This window comes from Kitasatospora sp. NPDC015120 (assembly GCF_043080305.1).
Taxonomy (GTDB): domain Bacteria; phylum Actinomycetota; class Actinomycetes; order Streptomycetales; family Streptomycetaceae; genus Kitasatospora.
The window spans coordinates 94,167-112,332 of record NZ_JBIBVJ010000020.1; the positions used below are offsets into that span (position 1 = coordinate 94,167).

The window sequence follows — 18,166 nt, forward strand, 5'->3', positions numbered from 1 at the left end:
GCCATGACAACCGCGACTCGGACGGCCCGGCACCCGTCCACCCTGGCGACCCTGTGGCGGTCGACCGTCGGCAAGAAGGCGGTCATGGCCGTCAGCGGACTGGTCATGCTGCTGTACCTGGTCGCCCACATGCTGGGCAACCTCAAGGTCTTCTTCGGGCCGGACGACATCAACGGCTACGCGGCCTGGCTGCGCACCCTCGGGCAGCCGTTCCTCGGCCACGAGTGGTTCCTGTGGATCGCCCGGGCAGGCCTGCTGGCCGCCGTCGTGCTGCACGGGGTCGCCGCGTACCAGCTGAGCCGGCGCGACCTCGCCGCCCGGCCGAGCAAGTACGCCCACCAGCGGCGGCGGGCGAGCTACGCCACCCGGACGATGCGCTGGGGCGGGGTGATCCTGGCGCTGTTCATCGTCTGGCACATCCTGGACCTCACCACGCTCACCGTGAACCCCAACGCCGAGCACGGCCGGGTGTACCAGAACATCGTGGCGTCCTTCGGGAACTGGTACTCCTGCGTGATCTACATCGTCGCGATGCTCGCCGTCGGCCTGCACATCCGGCACGGCTTCTGGAGCGCGGCGCAGACCCTCGGCGCCAACAACGCCCGCCGTGACCGCGCGCTCAAGCTCACCGCCAACGGCCTGGCGCTGCTGCTGACCGCGGGCTTCCTGTCCGTCCCCGTGGCCGTGATGACCGGAGTGGTGAGTTGAGCGAGTACCCGGACTACACCGTCGGCGACCCGATCGCCGACACCCGCGCCCCCGGGGGCCCGATCGAGCAGCGCTGGGACCAGCGGCGCTTCGAGGCCAAGCTGGTCAACCCGGCGAACCGGCGCAAGCACACGGTCATTGTGGTCGGCACCGGCCTGGCGGGCGGCGCGGCCGGCGCCACGCTGGCCGAGCAGGGGTACCACGTCGTCCAGTTCTGCTTCCAGGACTCCCCCCGGCGGGCCCACTCGATCGCCGCCCAGGGCGGCATCAACGCCGCCAAGAACTACCGCAACGACGGCGACTCGGTGCGGCGGCTGTTCTACGACACGGTCAAGGGCGGTGACTTCCGCGCCCGCGAGTCCAACGTCCACCGCCTGGCCCAGGTGTCGGTGGAGATCATCGACCAGTGCGTCGCGCAGGGCGTGCCGTTCGCCCGCGAGTACGGCGGCCTGCTGGACACCCGCTCGTTCGGCGGCGTGCAGGTCTCCCGGACGTTCTACGCCCGCGGCCAGACCGGCCAGCAGCTGCTGCTCGGCGCCTACCAGGCGCTGTCGCGGCAGATCGCCGCCGGGAACGTCGAGATGCACGCCCGCACCGAGATGCTGGACCTGCTGGTGGTCGACGGCCGGGCGCGCGGCATCGTCGCCCGGGACCTCGTCACCGGCGAGATCACCAGCCACACCGCCGACGCCGTGGTACTGGCCTCCGGCGGCTACGGCAACGTCTTCTACCTCTCCACCAACGCCAAGAACTCCAACGCCACCGCGATCTGGCGGGCGCACCGGCGCGGCGCGTACTTCGCCAATCCGTGCTTCACCCAGATCCACCCGACGTGCATCCCGCGCTCCGGCGACCACCAGTCCAAGCTCACCCTGATGAGCGAGTCGCTGCGCAACGACGGCCGGATCTGGGTGCCCAAGGCCAAGGGCGACACCCGGCCGGCGGCGGAGATCCCCGAGGAGGAGCGGGACTACTACCTGGAGCGGATCTACCCGGCCTTCGGCAACCTGGTGCCCCGCGACATCGCCTCCCGGGCCGCCAAGAACGTCTGCGACGAGGGCCGCGGCGTCGGCCCCGGCGGGCAGGGCGTCTACCTGGACTTCGCCGACGCGATCCGCCGGCTGGGGCGGGACGCCGTGGAGGCCAAGTACGGCAACCTGTTCGAGATGTACGAGCGGATCACCGCCGAGGACCCGTACCGGGTGCCGATGCGGATCTACCCGGCGATCCACTACACGATGGGCGGGCTCTGGGTCGACTACGACCTGCAGACCACGATCCCGGGCCTGTTCGCGATCGGCGAGGCCAACTTCTCCGACCACGGCGCCAACCGGCTCGGCGCCAGCGCGCTGATGCAGGGCCTGGCGGACGGCTACTTCGTGCTGCCGCCGGTGCTCAACGACTACCTGGCCCGCGAGAAGCTGCCCGCCGTCCCGGCCGGCCACGAGGAGATCGCCGCGGTGGAGGCCGAGGTCGCCGACCGGCTCGACCTCATCCTCGCCGTGAACGGCGACCGCACGCCCGACTCCTTCCACCGCGAGCTCGGCGAGCTGCTCTGGGACGAGTGCGGAATGGCCCGCGACGAGGCCGGGCTGCGCCGCGCGCTGGAGCGGATCCCGAAGCTGCGGGAGGAGTTCTGGCGCCGGATCAGGGTCCCCGGCACCGGCCGGGAGCTCAACCAGTCGCTGGAGAAGGCCAACCGGCTCGTCGACTACTTCGAGCTGGCCGAGCTGATGTGCCTGGACGCGCTGCACCGCGCCGAGTCCTGCGGCGGCCACTTCCGCACCGAGAGCCAGACGGCCGACGGCGAGGCCGCCCGGCGCGACGAGGAGTTCTCCTACGCCGCCGCCTGGGAGTTCACCGCCACCGGGCAGGCGCCGGTCCTGCACCGCGAGCACCTCGACTTCGAGTACGTCCACCCCACCCAGCGGAGCTACGCGTGAACCTCACCCTTCGGATCTGGCGCCAGGCGGGCCCCGGCACGCCCGGCTCGATGATCACCTACCAGGTCAGCGGGATCAGCCCGGACATGTCCTTCCTGGAGATGCTGGACACCCTCAACGAGGAGCTGATCACCCGGGGCGACACGCCCGTCGCCTTCGACCACGACTGCCGCGAGGGCATCTGCGGCGCCTGCGGCATGGTCATCAACGGCCAGGCGCACGGCCCCGAGCGGACCACCACCTGCCAGCTGCACATGCGGCACTTCAAGGACGGCGACACCATCGACGTCGAGCCGTGGCGGGCGGCGGCCTTCCCCGTGGTCAAGGACCTCGTGGTGGACCGCTCCGCCTTCGACCGGATCATCGGCGCCGGCGGCTACATCACCGCCCCGACCGGCAGCGCTCCCGAGGCGCACGCCACGCCCGTCCCCAAGGAGGCCGCCGACACCGCGTTCGAGCACGCCGAGTGCATCGGCTGCGGGGCGTGCGTGGCGGCCTGCCCGAACGGCTCGGCGATGCTCTTCACCTCCGCCAAGGTGGTCCACCTCAACGTGCTGCCGCAGGGCGCGCCGGAGCGCAGGTCCCGGGTGCGGGACATGGTGGCCACGATGGACGCCGAGGGCTTCGGCGGCTGCACCAACACCGGCGAGTGCGCGACGGCCTGCCCCAAGGGCATCCCGCTGCCGAGCATCGCCGCGATGAACCGCGAGTTCCTGCGCAGCTCGCTGGGCTGACGCCGCGCGGACGGCGCCCCTCCCCCATGCCGCGGGGAGGGGCGCCGCCGTCGTGTGCGGCCAGGTCCTTCCTCCCGGATCACGACGCCCGCCCGGCGCGATCCGGACGGGAGGGCCTACGCGTCGGCCGGCAGGGCGGCCAGGGCGCCGGCGAGGGCGTGCAGGTCCGCCGGGCGCACGGACGGTCCCATGGCGGCGAGCCGGAACGGGGAGAGCCCGCCGAGCATCGCCTGCAGACCGGGGTTGGCCAGCATCGGCAGCCGGTCCAGGACGGCCCCCCGCGCGCCCTCGTGGGCCAGCAGGGTGCGCAGCGGGGTGTGCACCGAGAGCGGGGCCTCGGCGAATTCCTCGGCGTCCGGCAGCGGCTCGGCGGCGGAGAGCGCCTGCGGCCGCTGGGCGCGGGCCAGCAGGTGCCCGTCGGTGACCGGTCCCTCGGCGGGCAGGCCGAGCCGTTCGAACTGGTCGGCGGGCGCGTCGCTCTCCCGCAGCGCCTCGGTGAGCAGCGTCGCCATCCGCAGTTCCAGCGCGTCGTCGACCAGCGGGTGCTCCTGGCCCGGGTCCGTCTCCAGGTCGAACAGCAGGGTGCCGAAGGCGTACGGGTTGCCCCAGGAGTCGGCCGGCATCCGCAGCACGGGCACGCCCTTGGTGAACGGCAGCGGGTCGGCGAGGGTGGCGCCGGCCAGTTCCTGCGGGGTGAAGTGGCCGCGCATGTGGGTGGGCATCAGGGTGTGCTCGTACAGCGGCCGGTTGGACGGGTCCTGGCAGGCGCGCATGTAGACGTGGCGGCCGTCGGTGATGCTGACGTGTCCGCCGAAGACGCCGAACAGGCCGTGCGGGCGGACCGGGGCGTCGTGGGCGACCGTGTCGGCGAGCGGGCGGCCCTGCATGTCGGCGGTGCGCGGGACGTCGAAGTACTCCAGCAGGGTCGGCCCGAGGTCGACGGTCTGGACGAGGGAGGCGCGCCGTCCGGTGGCCCGGCTGCGCGGGTCCCAGACGAACAGCGGGGTGTGGATGTTCTCGTCGTACCAGGGCTGGATGTTCTTGCCCCACCAGCCGCGCTCGCCGAGCAGCAGGCCGTGGTCGGTGCAGACGATCAGCAGGGTGTCGTCCCACAGGCCGTGCTCGTCGAAGGCGTCCAGGACGCGGCCGAGCGAGTCGTCGCACATGGTGAGCAGCGCGGCGTACTCGTTGCGGGCGTGCTCGACGGCCTCCGGGCTCTCGGTGACGCGCTTGTAGTCGGGCCAGTCGAAGTGCGGGCCGTCCCAGTCGTGCGGGTAGTGCTTCTTGTGCTCGGCGTAGGAGTAGAAGGGCTCGTGCGGGTCGAAGCACTCGATCTGCAGGAACCAGCGGTCCTGCTCGCGGTTGGTGGCGATGAACTCCAGGCCGGCGTCGAAGGTGCGGGTCTGCGGGTGGTCGGCGACGTCGGCCAGGTACTGGCGGTTGACCCAGTCCTGGCGCCAGGCCGGGCCCCGGCGCCAGGAGAGCGTCCCGGGGATCTCCGGGTCGGCGACGTGGCCCTTCCACCTGTCGCCCTCCTGGCCGCGGAAGAACTCGTAGCTGTCGTAGCGGTTGTGGTAGGTGGCGCCGCCGTCCTCCCAGTAGTGCTGGTGGTCGGTGACCAGGTGGGTGTAGACGCCCGCCTTGCTCAGCAGGTCCGGGACGGAGTCGTCGAAGGGCTCCAGCGGGCCCCAGGAGCGGTGCAGGAAGTTGTAGCGTCCGGTGTGCATCTCGCGGCGGGCCGGCATGCAGGGCATGGAGCCGCCGTAGCAGTTGTCGAAGGTGGCGGCGCGGGCGGCGAGGCGGGCGAAGTTCGGCGCCACCGTCCAGTCGCAGCCGTAGGGCGGCAGGAACCGGCGGTTGAGGCTGTCGAACATGACCAGAACGGCTTTCACCGGGGCGTCTCCTCGTTGCTGGTGGTGCTGGGGCTGGTGGTGGGAACGGTTCCGTCGGCGAGCAGCCCGCGCACGCGCTCCAGCCAGTCGAGCCAGGCGTCGACGGCGGAGGCGCCGTACTCGTGGGTGAGTTCGCGGATCATCCGCAGTCGCCGGACGTCCGCCTCCGGCGTGCCCTCGGGGAAGGACAGCGAGCGGTCCCGGGGGCGCATGACCGCCACCTGGCGGCGGCGGTGGGCGAGCTCGGTGTCGATCAGCGGGAGCAGCTGGTCCGGCGCGAGCTGGGCGGAGAAGTAGAAGCGGGCCATGAAGTCCGGGTCCTGAAAGCGGCTGGTCGGCCGGTACGGGGAGCGGGCCTCGCGGATCAGCTCGGCCCGGCCGGCGTCGGTCAGCCGGTAGACCTTGGCGTCCGGGCGCCCGTCGCGCGGGTCGGTCTCGAAGACCACCCAGCCCTGCTCGGCCATCCGCTTGAGCAGCCGGTAGATCTGGCTCGGGTGGGCGTTGGAGCGCACGAACTGCCCCTCCCCCGCGAGCCACTGCTTGAGGTCCCAGCCGCTGCGCGGACGCAGGGCCAGCAGGCCCAGCAGGACGTGGTCGAACTTCACCGCATGCCCTCTTCCCCGGCGCCGGCCGGTGCCTAGGATGCCTGCCAGGTGCAGACTCACCTAGGTGCAACGTGCTATAGGTTGGGCCCATGAGTCAACCCCGCGCCGCCCGCGCCTGCTGCCTGCCGTCCGCCCCGGCCGGGGCCGGGCCCGTCCCGCTGCCGCCGCCCGGGACGGCGGCGCGGCGGCCCGCGCACCCCCAAGCGGCGCTGCCCGGCGGGGTGTTCGCGATGGGGGACGCCTTCGGGGAGGGCTATCCGGCGGACGGCGAGACACCCGTGCACGAGGTGGAGCTGGCACCGTTCACCATCGACACCGAGCCGGTCACCACCGCCCGGTTCGCCGCCTTCGTCGAGGCCACCGGCCATCTGACCGACGCCGAACGGGCCGGCTCCTCGGCCGTCTTCCACCTGTTCGCCCTGGCCGGCCCCGCCGATGTGCTCGGCCGCTCCCCCGCCGCGCCCTGGTGGCTGGAGGTGCGCGGCGCCGACTGGCGCCACCCCTACGGCCCGCTCGGCGACGCGGGGGACCTCCAGGACCACCCCGTGGTGCACGTCAGCCACCGCGACGCGCTCGCCTACTGCCGCTGGGCCGGGCGCCGGCTGCCCACCGAGGCCGAGTGGGAGTACGCCGCCCGGGGCGCGCTGGCCGGGCGCCGCTACCCCTGGGGCAACGAGCTGCGCCCGGACGGCGCGCACCGCTGCCGGATCTGGCAGGGCCGCTTCCCCGACCTGCCGACCGGTGAGGACGGCTGGTACGCGACCGCGCCGGTGGGCACCTACCCGCCGAACGGCTTCGGCCTGGTGGACACGGCCGGGAACGTCTGGGAGTGGTGCGCCGACCGCTTCGACCCCGGCTACTACGCCCGCTCGCCGCGCTTCGACCCGCGCGGGCCCGGGGCCGACGGGGACGGGAGCGACGAGGACCGGGGCGACGGGGGCGGGAGCGCCGACGGGGACCGGCGGGTGCTGCGGGGCGGCTCGTACCTGTGCCACGACTCCTACTGCAACCGCTACCGGGTGGCCGCGCGCACCGGCAACACCCCGGACTCCACCAGCGGCAACTGCGGCTTCCGGACGGTGGCCTGCTGACCCGGGGGCGCGCACGGGGCGCGCAGCGCATCGGGGGGCGCCATCGAACGTTCGCACGCGGCGTGCGCGGTGGCGACACGCGCCCCGCTTCTTCGACTGTTCGTCAGGTCCGGTGCTGACCGGCCGGGTTTCGCGCTACCGTGGTCCCCGCCGTGAAGGAGTGTGCATATGCCCGAGGTCCAGTCCTGCTCCGGATGCGGCGGGTCCGGGGGGACCCAGAAGACCGAGGCCACGGTCGAACGGGACGAGGAAGGGAGCATGGTGCCCAGGGTCCACGTCTACTGGTCACCGTGCCGTCGGTGCCACGGATCCGGAACGGTGATCGTCGGATGAGGCTGGTCTTCGAGTGTGTCGAGTGCGGTAGCCACTACCTGCCGCCGGAGGCGATGGCGTACCCCGACGGGCCCGCCTCGCCGATCTGGTGCACGGGCTGCCAGACGGCCAAGCGCGCGGCCGGGGTCCGGGAGGACCCGCTGCTGGCGCGGGTGGCGCTGGCGGCCGCCCGGGCGGCGGGCGCCAGGACGGCCGCCGAGGACTCGGGCGCCGCGCGCACCGACGTCCGACCCTCGCGGCCCCCGGTGTCACGGCGGGGCCGCTCCGGGCCGGGCGTGCTGCGCGGCAAGCTCGCCTGACCGGCGTACGGTTCAGCGCCCGAGCGCGCCGTCCGTCTCCGCGAGGAAGCGCAGGAGGTGGCCGGCGACGGCGTCCGGGGCGTCCTCCGGGCTGTAGTGGCCGACGCCCGGCAGCTCGACCACCCGGCCGTGCGGGAAGGCCTCCCGGAACAGCGGCAGGAAGTGCCGGGCGTTCAGCGTCCGGTCGGCGGCTCCCCACAGCGCCAGCGCCGGGACGGCCGCCAGCGCGGCGCGGGCCGCCGCGTCCGGCTCCTCGAAGCGGTGCGCGCCGGTGGCGAAGCCCTTCACCCAGCCGATCGCGCCCACGCTCTCGGCCGGGGTGGGGAACGGCGCGCCGTACGCGCGCAGCCAGGTGCCGGTGGCGAGGGCGGGGTTCTCGAAGCCGTTCAGCCTGAGCATGCTGAGCACGGTGACGTCCAGGGCGCCGAGCACCGCCTCCAGCGTGCCGTCGGCGTGCGCCCGGGCGGTCCAGCGGAACCACGGGGAGTCGGCGGCGTTGGCGGCCAGCGCGTCGGCGAGGCCGGGCTGTCCGAACGGGGTGGGCCCGTTGACGCTGACCACCCGGGCGATCAGTCCGGGCCTGCGGGCCGCGAGGCCCATGCCGACCGGCCCGCCGAAGTCGTGGCCGACGAGGGTGACCGCCCGCAGCCCGAGGTCCAGGACGAGCGCCTCCAGGTTGTCGACGTGGTCCTGCAGCCGGTAGTCGCGGTCGGCGGGCGTGGCGCTCTTGCCGAAGCCCATGTGGTCGGGGACGACGACCCGGTGGGTGGGCGCGAGACGGCGCACGAGATCGCGGAAGAGGTAGCCCCAGGTGGGCTCGCCGTGCAGGCACAGAACGACCGGGCCGGCGCCCTCGTCCGCGTAGTGCATCGGGAAACCGGGGGCGGTGCTGATGTGCGGGCGGTAGGGGAAGGTGCCGTCGAAGGTCTCGTGGGCGGGGATCATGGCGGGCCTCTCGCGCGGGACGGTGGCGAAGCTGGCGGTAGCGAAGTGAAACCAGGCAGGCCCGAGCCTAGGGGCGCTGGTTTTTATATGCAACCGCCATCGGCCGCCCGCCGGGTCAGAACAGCGCCTCCTGGGTGTCCGGCTCGGCCGGGCGGACCCGCTCGCTCAGCACCAGCCCCGCCGACGGCCGCCCCGCCGCCGGGGCGAGCGTCCAGCCGGTCAGCAGCCGGGTGTCCAGCAGCAGCGGCGCGCCGCCGTCCGGCTGGTCGAGCAGCAGGTGCCGGCCGATCGGCGGGCGCAGCCGCCCGGCCAGCACCGCGCCGTCCGCCAGGGCCTCGACCGCCCGGTAGACGGCGGGGGCACCCCCGGTCAGCCCGAAGACCGCGACGTGGTCGGTGACCGGGTGGTCCGCCAGCAGTTCCACCCCGTGCCCGCGCAGCAGCTCGTGCGCCCGGGCCCGCGCGTCGGTGAGCAGCGCGCGGCGGTGGTCCGCGTCGCCGTGCTCCCACCAGTGGTCCGCCTTCACCCGGCTCTTGAACCGCTCCCGGGCCAGCCCGGAGGCGGCGACGGTCAGTTCGGCCCGGCGGACGGCCGGCAGCGCGCCCCGGGCGGCGAACGTCCAGGCCAGCGCGCCCTGTTCGAGCAGCCGGCTGGTGCCGCGCTGCTCGGCGGTGAGGCCGACCTTGAGCAGCCCCTCCCCGAACCAGGCGAGGTAGAGCCGGTAGGTGCGGCCGTCGTCGAGGATCTGGTCCCGGGCCAGCGCCAGCCCCCGGTCCACGCTCTGGCAGGACGCGCACTGCACGGCGGCGCCGTCCGGCGCGATCACGGCGTGGTGCGGGCAGGGCGTGCGCTCGTCCCGGCCCTCCAGCCAGGCCCCGGTGCAGCGGCGCGGCCCGCCGAGCAGCCAGCCGACCTCGGCCCCGGGCAGCACCTCGCGCTCGTGCACCCGCCGCCCGTGCACGGCGCTCAGCACCGCCCGGCCGTCGCGCCACCCCATCCCCGTGGAGACCCACCCGTCCGACCCGCTCACCCGCACCTCACCCCGCCGCACACCCGTCCGAGCCCCCGAGGCTACCGCCGGTCACCGACGCCCGGGAAAATCCCGGGTCCGGCCGGTCGTCCGCGCCAGCCCCTGCCGCCCGGGTGGCGTCGACGATCAGCCCGGTGCCCTCGCGGAAGCGCTGCCGCGGCTTGAGCACGAGCAGCGGGCCGGTGCGGTCGGTGGGCGCGGGCAGGCTGCTGCCGAGGCGCTGACGGACCAACGCGCCGGTTTCCCGTCCCTACCGTTCCTGACGTACCGGCGGCAGTCAGCCGGACCTGCTCCGCCGCACCGGTCCGGTGTCCGGATCCGAACACCGTGCCGCCCCAGCGGCCCCGTCCTGAAGAGGGAGTCTCCCTTGTCCCGTTCCCCCCGCCCGACCGTCGTCCTCGTCCACGGCGCGTTCGCCGACGCGTCCGGCTTCGCTCAGGTGATACCCCGGCTCGCCGACCGGGGCCTGGACGTGGTGGCGCCGGCCGTTCCCAACCGGAGCCTGCTCGGTGACGCCGCCTACATCGCCTCGCTCGTGCGGCAGATCCCCGGTCCCGTCGTCCTGGTGGGCCACTCCTACGGCGGCGCCGTCATCACCGTCGCCGGCACCGAGGACAACGTCACGGCACTGGTCTACCTGGCCGGCTACGCCCTGGAGGAGGGCGAGAGCCTCGGCGAGCTGCAGGGCCGCTTCCCCGACTCCGGGCTTTCCACCGCCCTCGTCCAGACCCCCTTCCCCCTCGAAGGCGGCGGCACCGGCACCGACGTGACGGTGCGGCCCGAGCGGTTCCCGGCGATCTTCGCCGCCGATGTCGACCCCCGCCTCGCCGAGGTGCTGGCCGTTTCGCAGCGCCCGCTGGCGGCGCAGGCGTTCGCCGAGCCGGCACCGGCCGCCGCCTGGAGGACCAAGCCCTCCTGGGGCCTGGTGGCCTCCTCGGACCGCACCATCAATCCGGACGTCGAGCGCTACGGCTACCGGCGGGCCGGCATGACCACCGTCGAGGTCGACTCCTCCCACCTGGTGATGCTCTCCCACCCGCAGCGCGTCGCCGACCTCATCGAGGAAGCCGTCCGGGCCACCTGCGCCTGAGGCCGGAACACCCCTCCGCCAACCGCCCCGCGCCCCGTCCTGCCGACGGACACGCCTCTTCCCCCTCCCGGACTGGAGAACCATGAACACCCCCGTCTCACGCCGCACCGTGACGGCGTCCCTGCTGGCCGGCGCCGCCGTGCTGGGCACCGCCGCAGTCGCGTCCGCCGTGCCCGCCGCCGCGGCGGCGGGCCGGCCACGCGGCCCGCACGAGCGCCCGCAGGCGCCCACCGTCGTCCTGATCCACGGCGCCTTCGCCGACGCCTCCAGCTGGAACGGCGTGGTCGGGCGCCTGCAGCGGCAGGGTCACCGCGTGCTGGCGCCGGCCCTGCCGCTGCGCGGCCTCGCGAGCGACGCCGCCTACATCCGCAGTGTCCTCGACAGCCTCACCGGCCCGATCGTGCTGGTGGGCCACTCCTACGGCGGCGCGGTCATCAGCCAGGCCGCGGCCGGCGCGGACCGGGTCAAGGCCCTGGTCTACATCGCCGCATTCGTCCCCGAGGTCGGGGAGAGCGCGCTCCAGCTCACCGGCACGTTCCCGGGCAGCACCCTGGGACAGGCCACCGTCACCCAGCACTACCCGCTGCCCGGCGGCGGCCAGGGCGACGAACTGGTCATCCGGCGGGACGCGTTCCACCGGCAGTTCGCGGCCGGTGTCCCCGTCCGCACCGCCCAGGTGATGGCCGCGGGACAGCGGCCGATCACCCTGGCCGCGCTCCAGGAACCCGCGACCGCGGCGGCGTGGAAGACGATCCCCAGCTGGTACCTCGTCGCGACCGAGGACCGGAACATCCCGCCGGCCGCCGAGCGGTGGATGGCCACGCGGGCCCGCGCCCGTACCGTGACCGTCCGCGCCCCGCACGCCGTGTCCGTGAGCGACCCGGGCGCCGTCACCGACCTGGTCCTGAGCGCCGTTCGCTCCGTCGGCCCCGGCCACTGACCCCGGCGCGGGGCGGGCGTCGTGCCGAGCGCCCCGCGCCGGCGTCGCCCGTCCGCCGGCCGGCCCGGCGGGGGCGCGGCGCTGGCGCCCCCCCCGCCCCGCCCAGGACCCGGGGGGCCCCCGCCGCGCCCGGGGGGGGCCGCGGGGGGGGGGCCCCCCCCCCCGGCGCGGCCGGCGCGCGCGGGCGGGCGGCCCGGCCGCCCCCGCGGCGATGACTCGCCCCCGGCCAGGCCCTGGACCGGGCGGGCACCGTCCGCGCCGGGCGGTGCCCGCCCGCAGCCGGTGGCACCTGCCTCCGCCGCCCGGCCCAGGGCCGCGCCGCCGGCCGGATGACCGCCGGCCAGAGCGCGGCGCCCGGCTCGTGACGGCCGCCCGGATCACGCCTGCCGGCCGCGCGCGGGGCCGCCGCCGGAGCGCGTACGGGCGGAGCGACGGTCGGGGAGGCCGCCGAGAACTCCGGCGCCGTGCAGGCGGGGGTGCCGCTGAGGACCCGGTGGCGGTGTCCCCGGTGGTGTCCCCCGCCGGCAGGGGTCGGCCGAACAGCCCGGCGCCCGCCCGGGGGCCGGTGGTCGGCTCCCGGGCGGGCGAGGGGGGGCGAGGGTCAGCGGGCGCCGGTGAGGGCGGCGAGGGTGGCGTCGAGGTCGGCGGCCTGGCCGGGGCGGGGGCGGTTGTACGGGAGGCGGGACAGCAGGTTGCCCATCGCGCAGGTGTTGGTCGCCGCCGAGAAGACCAGGCCCGCGCCGACCGCCGCCGAGACCCAGCGGGTGCCGGGCCGGACGAGGTCGACGAGCAGGCCCGCCACGACCAGGCCGCCGGCCGCGAAGCGAACCTGCCGGTCCATCGCCCACGGAGCCCGCGCCGGGGCGCCGTCGGGGCGCTCGACCGCGTGTCCGGCGGCCGCCCAGGCACTGGTGCCGCCGACCAGGGTGGCGGCCGGGATGCCGGCCGCGGCCAGCGACTCGCAGGCTCGGCCCGAGCGGTTGCCCGAGGCGCAGACGATGAGCAGTTCGCCGCGCGCGGCGACGGTGCGCAGCGCCGGGAGGGCACGGTCGAGCTGGTCGAGCGGGATGTTCAGCGCACCGGGGACGTGTCCGGCGGCGTACTCGCCCGCGCTGCGGACGTCGACGACGGTGAGCGCGGCGAGGCGCGGGTGCGCCTGGGCCGGGGTGATCTCGGTGAGCGTGGCCATGGGGTCTCCTTGCGAGAGGGGAAAAGGGAGGGGAAAGGGGTCAGAGCAGGGCGTCGGCGCCCATCACGGCGGCGACGCCGAGCAGCAGCGCCGCGAAGGTCCGCTGCAGGACGGCCCCGGAGAGGCGGGCGGCGAGCCGCTTGCCGTCCCAGGCGCCGAGCACGGCCGCGGCGGTGAACGGGGCGATCACCGCCCAGTCGAGTCCGGCCGCGCCGCCGCCCCGGGTGACCAGCGAGGCCGAGGCGTTGACGGCGATCACCGGGAGGCTGGTGCCGACGGCGGCCTCCATGGTCAGCCCGACCGCGCCGACCAGGGCCGGCACGGCCAGGAAACCGCCGCCGACGCCGAGCAGGCCGGTCAGGGCGCCGAGTCCGGCCCCGGAGGCGGCCGCCCGCCCGGGGCGGGCGCCGGACGCCGGTCCGTCGGCCGGGGCCGGACGGGCCGGGCGCAGCATCCGCACGCCGGCGAGCGCGGCGACCAGCGCGAAGGCGCCGGTCAGCACGCTCTGCGGCAGCCTGGCGGCGGCCGCGCCGGCGAGGGCGGCGGGCAGCAGCCCGGCGGCGGCGAAGGCGAGGGCGGTGCGCCAGCGGATGGTGCCGGCCCTGGTGTGGGCGACGATCGCGGAGATCGAGGTGGCGAGGACGATCAGCAGGGCGGCGGTGCTGGCTTCGGCCGGGGAGAGCCCGAGCAGGTAGATCAGCGCGGGGACGGCGAGGATGCCGCCACCGCCGCCGAGCCCGCCGAGCACCAGCCCGACCACCGCCCCGGCGGCGAGCGCCAGCAGCAGCGTGGTCATCGGACCGCCTCGGGGAGCGCGGCCGCGGGCACCCGGACCCCGGCGGCCTGCCCGCGGGCCCCGGGTGCGTCGGGCGCCACCGGGACGGTGCGTATACAGAGAGCCGGGATCGGGGCCGGTGGGGCATGGTGGTGCATGGTGGTGCTCCTGCTGGGGACGGTGCCGGGAGGGGAGGTCAGGCGGTCACGACGGTGAGGCCGGCCTCGGTGGCGGACGTGAAGGCGTCGTCGACGGCGATCACCTCGCGTCCGGCCGCGTCCAGCAGGGAGGCGGCGATGGCGGCCCGCATGCCGCCGGCGCAGTGGACCCAGACGGGCCCGTCCGGCAGTTCGGTGCTGCGGCGGTGGAGCTGGTGCAGCGGGATGTGGTGGGTGCCGTCGAGGTGGGCGGCGGCGCGTTCGGCGGCGCGGCGCACGTCGAGCACGACCGGGGCCGGGCCGCCGTCGGCGGCCGCGAGCGCGGCGGCGAGGTCCGCGAAGGTGGCGCGGCGGAAGGCACGCGGCCGGTCGCCGGGCAGCAGCCAGTGCTCCGGACCGCCGGTGACGCCCGCGCCGGGGCGGTCGATGCCGACCCGGGCGAGTTCGCGCTGCGCGGCGGCGAGCTGCTCGGGACTCCCGGCGAGCAGGGTGACCGGCTTGCCCCACGGGATCAGCCACGCGAGGTAGGTGGCCGGCTGCCCGTCGGCCTCGATGTTGAACGATCCCGCGAGGTGCCCGGCCGCGAAGGCGGTGCGGGCGCGCAGGTCGACGACCCACTCGCCGGCGGCGAGGCGGCGGGCGAGCTCGGCGGCGTCGGCCGGGGCGGGCGGGGTGAGGTCGACCGGGGCGGGGCCGGCGGCGTTGAGCGGTCCCATGTGCGCGTAGTAGGCGGGGATGTCGTCGAGCCCGGCGAGCAGATCGGCGACGAAGGTGTCGACGTCCTTGACCAGGGCCTCGTTGCGGTGCCGCTCGGCGCCGATGGTGGTGGCCGTCCCGGCGCTCCGGCCCGCGGCGCAGAAGCTGCCGAAGCCGTGGGTGGGCAGCACGGCCACGTCGTCGGCGAGGCCGTCGGCGAGCCGGTGGGCGGAGGCGTGCTGGGCGCGGGCGAGGTCCTCGGTGAGGCGGGGTTCGACCAGGTCGGGGCGGCCGACGGTGCCGATCAGCAGCGAGCCGCCGGTGAACGCGGCGACCGGGCGGCCCGCCTCGGCGAGCACGTAGGAGGTGTGGTGCGGGGTGTGGCCGGGGGTGGCGACGGCCCGCAGGGTGAGACCGGCGGCGGGGTCGACGTCGAACTCGTCGCCGTCGTGGACGAGCACGCGCCGGTAGGAGACCGCGGCGTCGGCGGGGACGAGGTAGTGCGCGCCGGTGACCCGGGCGAGTTCGAGGCCGCCGGTGACGTAGTCGTTGTGGACGTGCGTCTCCGCGACGTAGGCGATGCGCACGCCGCGGCGGGCGGCCGCGGCGATGACCTGGTCGATGTCGCGCGGCGGGTCGACGACGACCGCTCCGTGCGGACCGCCGGCCAGGTAGCTGCGGTTGCCGAGGCCCTCGATCTCCAGGGTGTCGACGAAGAACACGTGCCTCTCCTTCTCTGGGCCTTTTCCCTTGGTCTTACCCCCGGGGGTATCTTCCCGCTGCTGTCGACTGTAGCAGAGATACCCCCAGGGGCATCGCCGGGCGAAGCCCGGCCGTCCGGACACGGTCCCGTGCGCGATCACCACCGATCCCGTGACCTGCTCGCCCACGCCGCCCGGCCCGGCCCCGGGACCCGCCCCGCGGCCGACCTCGGCGGGCGGCCCCGGGGAAGCCCGAGCCCCTCGGCGACGTCGTGCAGGCGGACCAGCGTCTTCACCAGGCTCATCGCCACGAACCCCGCCGGGTCCGCGAGCCCCCGGGGGTGGAAGGCGCGGACCTCGGGTCCGTCCTCGCTGCCGCCGCACCCTCGCCCGGCTCTTCCCGGACGCGCCGGCGTGCCCGGCGCCGGGGCCTGACGCCGCCTCACCCCGCGCCGACGCCGCAGGTCGCAGGGCCTTTGCGCACTCCCCCGGTGCACGTTCTATTGTGGCGGGCGCGGCGGCGGCGCGGCCGGGAGGCGGGCGCCGCGGCGGACCGGCGGTGGAACGAAGGGGTGGACGTGGCGGGGCGGCGGAACGACGGGGTGCTGGCGGTCTGGGCGGAGGCGCAGCGACAGGAGCAGCGCCGGGAGGAGGCCCGGTGGCGCGCCGAGGCCGCCGAGCTGCGGCGGCGGGAGCGGGAGCAGCGCGAGGCGCAGAAGGCCGCGGCCCGCACCGAGCGCGAGGCGCAGAAGGCGTACCAGCAGGCCCGGGAGGCCGAGGCGGCCCGGCGGACGGCCGAACTGGACGCCCGGGTGGAGGAGTTGCGTGGCCTGCTGGCGGCCGGGCTGGGCGGGGCGGCGTTCCGGGCGCAGAGCCTGCTGGCCCCGCGCCCGGTGCCGCCCTTCGAGCCGGGACGCCTCGGCGAGCCGGTGCCGATGCCGGACCAGTCCCGCTACCAGGTGCCGCCGCCGGACCCGGTGCAGGCCCGCAACCCCGGGGTGTGGCGGCAGTACGAGCAGTACGTGGCGCAGGCCCGGGCGCGCTTCGAGCAGGACTGGTACGCGGCGCAGGCGGCGGAGGCCGACCGGCAGCGGCGGCTGGCCGAGTACCACGGGCAGTACCTGGAGTGGGTGGCCCGCTGCCGCCGGGAGGACGAGCAACGGGCCACCCGGACGGAGGAGTTGCTGCGCCGGCTGCGGGCCGGCGAGGCGGAGGCGGTGCAGGAGTACTTCACCGCCGTGCTGTACGCCTCGGCGGGCTGGCCGGAGGGCTTCCCGCACCGGCTGGTGGCGGCCTGGGAGGCGTCCAGCCGCCAGCTGGTGGTGAACTGGGAGCTGCCGGGCGCCGATGTGGTCCCGGCGACGGCCCGGGTGCGGTACGTGAAGTCGGACGACCGGGAGGCCGAGGTGGCCCGCCCGGCGACCGAACGCAAGGCGCTGTACCGGGAGGTGCTGGCGCAGACGGCGCTGCGGGTGGTGACCGAGCTCTACCGGGCGGACGGGGACGGGCTGCTGGCCTCGGTGGTGCTGAACGGCTTCGTCCGCGGCATCGACCCGGCGACCGGCCGGGAGGCGGAGCGGTTCCTCACCACGGTGACGGTCGACCGGGGCGAGTTCGCCGGGCTGGCGCTGGACCGGGTGGCGGCGGTGGAGTGCTTCCAGGGCCTGGGCGGGGTGCTGTCGGCACGCCCCGAGCGGCTGGACGAGGTGCGCCCGGACCGGCTGCCGGAGACGGTCGGCGGCAGCGTGGCGGGGCAGGGCGGCGAGGACGACCCGGACCTCTTCGCGATGGACCCGATCGAGTTCGAGGAGCTGATCGCCGAGCTGTTCCGGCTGCGCGGCTTCCGGGTGATGACGACGGCGCGCAGCGGCGACGCCGGGGTGGACGTGGTCGCCGAGGACCTCGATCCGGTGACCGGCGGACGGATCGTCATCCAGGCCAAGCGCTACCGTTCGACGGTCTCCCCCACCGCGGTGCGCGACCTGGACTCGACGGTGCGCCACCACGGCGCGATCAAGGGCATCCTGGTGACCACCGCGGGCTTCGGGCCGGGCTCCTACGAGTACATCCGCAACAAGCCGCTGACCCTGGTGAGCGGGCCCGAGCTGGTGGAGCTGCTGGCGGAGCAGGGGCTGCGCGGGCGGTTGGGCGAGCGGACGAACGGCGCCGGTGGGCCGGCGGCGGGGGCGGGGCCCGCCCGGACCGCGCCCGCGCCCGCGCCCGCGACGACCACCCTGGCGCTGTCGTGGCGCAGCCGCACGGCCGGCGGCGACCCGGTCGAGCTGGACGTCTCGGCCTTCCTGTGCGCCGGCGGCCGGGTGCTGGACGACGAGCACTTCGTGTTCTTCAACAACCCGCAGGACCCTCAGGGCGCGGTCCGGCTGCACCCCACCCGCTCGGTGCCGGGCGAACCGGTCCGCCGCGCCGACCTCACCCTGGAGCCGGGCCGGCTGGCGCCGGGCGTGGACGAGGTGGTGGTGGCCGTGTCCACCGAGGAGGAGGAGCCGCCGGTGCTGCCGCTCGGCTATGTGCACGGGCTGGCGCTGACCGGCGTGTTCGGCCCGGACGCCGACGGTCCCGCCGAGTGGGAGGCGCGCACCGCCGGGGTGTCGCAGAGCGCGATGGTCCTCGGGTCCTTCCGGCGGCGCGGCGGCGTCTGGCGGTTCACGCCGGGCGGGACGCCGGTGGAGGACGGTCTCGCCGGGCTCGCGGTGCGCTGGGGCGTCGCGGTCGAGTAGCCGCCGTCGTCGCCGCCGCAGCACTGATCTCAGGGTCGGGCGTCCCCCCTGAGGAGGAGACGGCCCCCCGCCGGACCGCCGGGTCGGCGGGGGGCCCGTGTACCCGGGAGCGACAAACCGGACAGGAGCCGGTGGGGAGAATGGAAGGGAAGACGATCTTCCGATTTCCGTTCCCCACCTTCAGGAGTCTCCCCGTGACGATGCCCGCAACCGCCGTCCGCACCGGCCGGGCGGCCGCCCGCGCCACCGGCCTGAACAAGGTCTACGGGGAGGGGGAGACCCGCGTCGTCGCCCTCGAC

The 18,166-nt window shown here is 75.6% G+C and carries 16 protein-coding genes; 8 read left to right on the forward strand and 8 right to left on the reverse strand.

Annotation, left to right across the window (positions count from 1 at the left end; translation table 11 throughout):
- The first annotated feature begins 3 nt into the window (after window positions 1–3).
- From ACF1AK_RS30375 to ACF1AK_RS30385, 3 genes are read left to right on the forward strand one after another with little or no spacing between them, the layout of a single operon-like run.
- The gene (locus tag ACF1AK_RS30375) at window positions 4–708 is read left to right on the forward strand and encodes a succinate dehydrogenase cytochrome b subunit (RefSeq protein ID WP_391502050.1); all 705 of its coding nucleotides are present in this window, start codon (window positions 4–6) and stop codon (window positions 706–708) included.
- Window positions 705–2,651: a fumarate reductase/succinate dehydrogenase flavoprotein subunit gene (locus ACF1AK_RS30380; protein ID WP_391502051.1), complete on the forward strand. Its 1,947-nt coding sequence runs from the start codon at window positions 705–707 to the stop codon at window positions 2,649–2,651. The genes ACF1AK_RS30375 and ACF1AK_RS30380 overlap by 4 nt, the downstream gene beginning before the upstream one ends.
- The gene (locus tag ACF1AK_RS30385) at window positions 2,648–3,385 is read left to right on the forward strand and encodes a succinate dehydrogenase/fumarate reductase iron-sulfur subunit (RefSeq protein ID WP_391502052.1); all 738 of its coding nucleotides are present in this window, start codon (window positions 2,648–2,650) and stop codon (window positions 3,383–3,385) included. Before ACF1AK_RS30380 ends, ACF1AK_RS30385 begins: the two co-directional genes overlap by 4 nt.
- A 116-nt stretch (window positions 3,386–3,501) precedes the next feature.
- Here the strand turns inward: ACF1AK_RS30385 and ACF1AK_RS30390 are convergent, their stop codons facing one another.
- The gene (locus ACF1AK_RS30390; RefSeq protein ID WP_391502053.1) at window positions 3,502–5,277 is read right to left on the reverse strand and encodes a sulfatase; all 1,776 of its coding nucleotides are present in this window, start codon (window positions 5,275–5,277) and stop codon (window positions 3,502–3,504) included.
- On the reverse strand, window positions 5,274–5,882 hold the full coding sequence (locus tag ACF1AK_RS30395) for a PadR family transcriptional regulator (RefSeq protein ID WP_391502054.1): 609 nt from the start codon (window positions 5,880–5,882) through the stop codon (window positions 5,274–5,276). The genes ACF1AK_RS30390 and ACF1AK_RS30395 overlap by 4 nt, the downstream gene beginning before the upstream one ends.
- Before the next feature lie 89 nt (window positions 5,883–5,971).
- On the opposite strand from ACF1AK_RS30395, the gene ACF1AK_RS30400 reads away from it, so the two are divergent.
- The gene (locus tag ACF1AK_RS30400) at window positions 5,972–6,973 is read left to right on the forward strand and encodes a formylglycine-generating enzyme family protein (protein WP_391502055.1); all 1,002 of its coding nucleotides are present in this window, start codon (window positions 5,972–5,974) and stop codon (window positions 6,971–6,973) included.
- A 329-nt stretch (window positions 6,974–7,302) separates the two neighbouring features.
- Entirely contained in the window at window positions 7,303–7,605 is a 303-nt protein-coding gene (locus ACF1AK_RS30405; protein ID WP_391502056.1) for a hypothetical protein, read from the forward strand.
- A gap of 12 nt (window positions 7,606–7,617) precedes the next feature.
- Here the strand turns inward: ACF1AK_RS30405 and ACF1AK_RS30410 are convergent, their stop codons facing one another.
- From ACF1AK_RS30410 to ACF1AK_RS30420, 3 genes are all read right to left on the reverse strand, one after another.
- Window positions 7,618–8,550, reverse strand: coding sequence for an alpha/beta fold hydrolase (locus ACF1AK_RS30410; protein WP_391502057.1), 933 nt, complete (start codon window positions 8,548–8,550; stop codon window positions 7,618–7,620).
- Window positions 8,551–8,665: 115 nt separating this feature from the next.
- Entirely contained in the window at window positions 8,666–9,580 is a 915-nt protein-coding gene (locus tag ACF1AK_RS30415) for a DUF2797 domain-containing protein (RefSeq protein WP_391502058.1), read from the reverse strand.
- Between the two features lie 7 nt (window positions 9,581–9,587).
- Window positions 9,588–9,812 carry a hypothetical protein gene (locus ACF1AK_RS30420; RefSeq protein WP_391502059.1) on the reverse strand — a complete coding sequence of 75 codons (225 nt, stop codon included), beginning with the start codon at window positions 9,810–9,812 and terminating at the stop codon, window positions 9,588–9,590.
- Between the two features lie 135 nt (window positions 9,813–9,947).
- Here ACF1AK_RS30420 and ACF1AK_RS30425 point away from each other — a divergent pair, with 135 nt between their 5' ends.
- Together ACF1AK_RS30425 and ACF1AK_RS30430 are read left to right on the forward strand one after the other, a co-directional pair.
- Window positions 9,948–10,670 carry an alpha/beta fold hydrolase gene (locus tag ACF1AK_RS30425; RefSeq protein ID WP_391502060.1) on the forward strand — a complete coding sequence of 241 codons (723 nt, stop codon included), beginning with the start codon at window positions 9,948–9,950 and terminating at the stop codon, window positions 10,668–10,670.
- 82 nt (window positions 10,671–10,752) lie between these two features.
- Window positions 10,753–11,610 (forward strand): alpha/beta fold hydrolase, encoded by an 858-nt coding sequence (locus ACF1AK_RS30430; protein ID WP_391502061.1) that lies wholly within the window; start codon window positions 10,753–10,755, stop codon window positions 11,608–11,610.
- 601 nt (window positions 11,611–12,211) lie between these two features.
- Here the strand turns inward: ACF1AK_RS30430 and ACF1AK_RS30435 are convergent.
- The 3 genes from ACF1AK_RS30435 to ACF1AK_RS30445 all read right to left on the reverse strand — a co-directional run bounded on the left by ACF1AK_RS30435 (window position 12,212) and on the right by ACF1AK_RS30445 (window position 15,150).
- Complete coding sequence (locus ACF1AK_RS30435; protein ID WP_391502062.1) at window positions 12,212–12,799, reverse strand: rhodanese-like domain-containing protein; 588 nt, start codon at window positions 12,797–12,799, stop codon at window positions 12,212–12,214.
- 40 nt (window positions 12,800–12,839) lie between these two features.
- A complete protein-coding gene (locus ACF1AK_RS30440) occupies window positions 12,840–13,595 on the reverse strand; it encodes a sulfite exporter TauE/SafE family protein (RefSeq protein ID WP_391502063.1) in 756 nt (251 codons plus the stop codon).
- Between the two features lie 175 nt (window positions 13,596–13,770).
- On the reverse strand, window positions 13,771–15,150 hold the full coding sequence (locus ACF1AK_RS30445) for a rhodanese-like domain-containing protein (protein ID WP_391502064.1): 1,380 nt from the start codon (window positions 15,148–15,150) through the stop codon (window positions 13,771–13,773).
- A 557-nt stretch (window positions 15,151–15,707) separates the two neighbouring features.
- On the opposite strand from ACF1AK_RS30445, the gene ACF1AK_RS30450 reads away from it, so the two are divergent.
- Complete coding sequence (locus ACF1AK_RS30450) at window positions 15,708–17,867, forward strand: restriction endonuclease (protein WP_391502065.1); 2,160 nt, start codon at window positions 15,708–15,710, stop codon at window positions 17,865–17,867.
- Window positions 17,868–18,166: the final 299 nt, after the last annotated feature.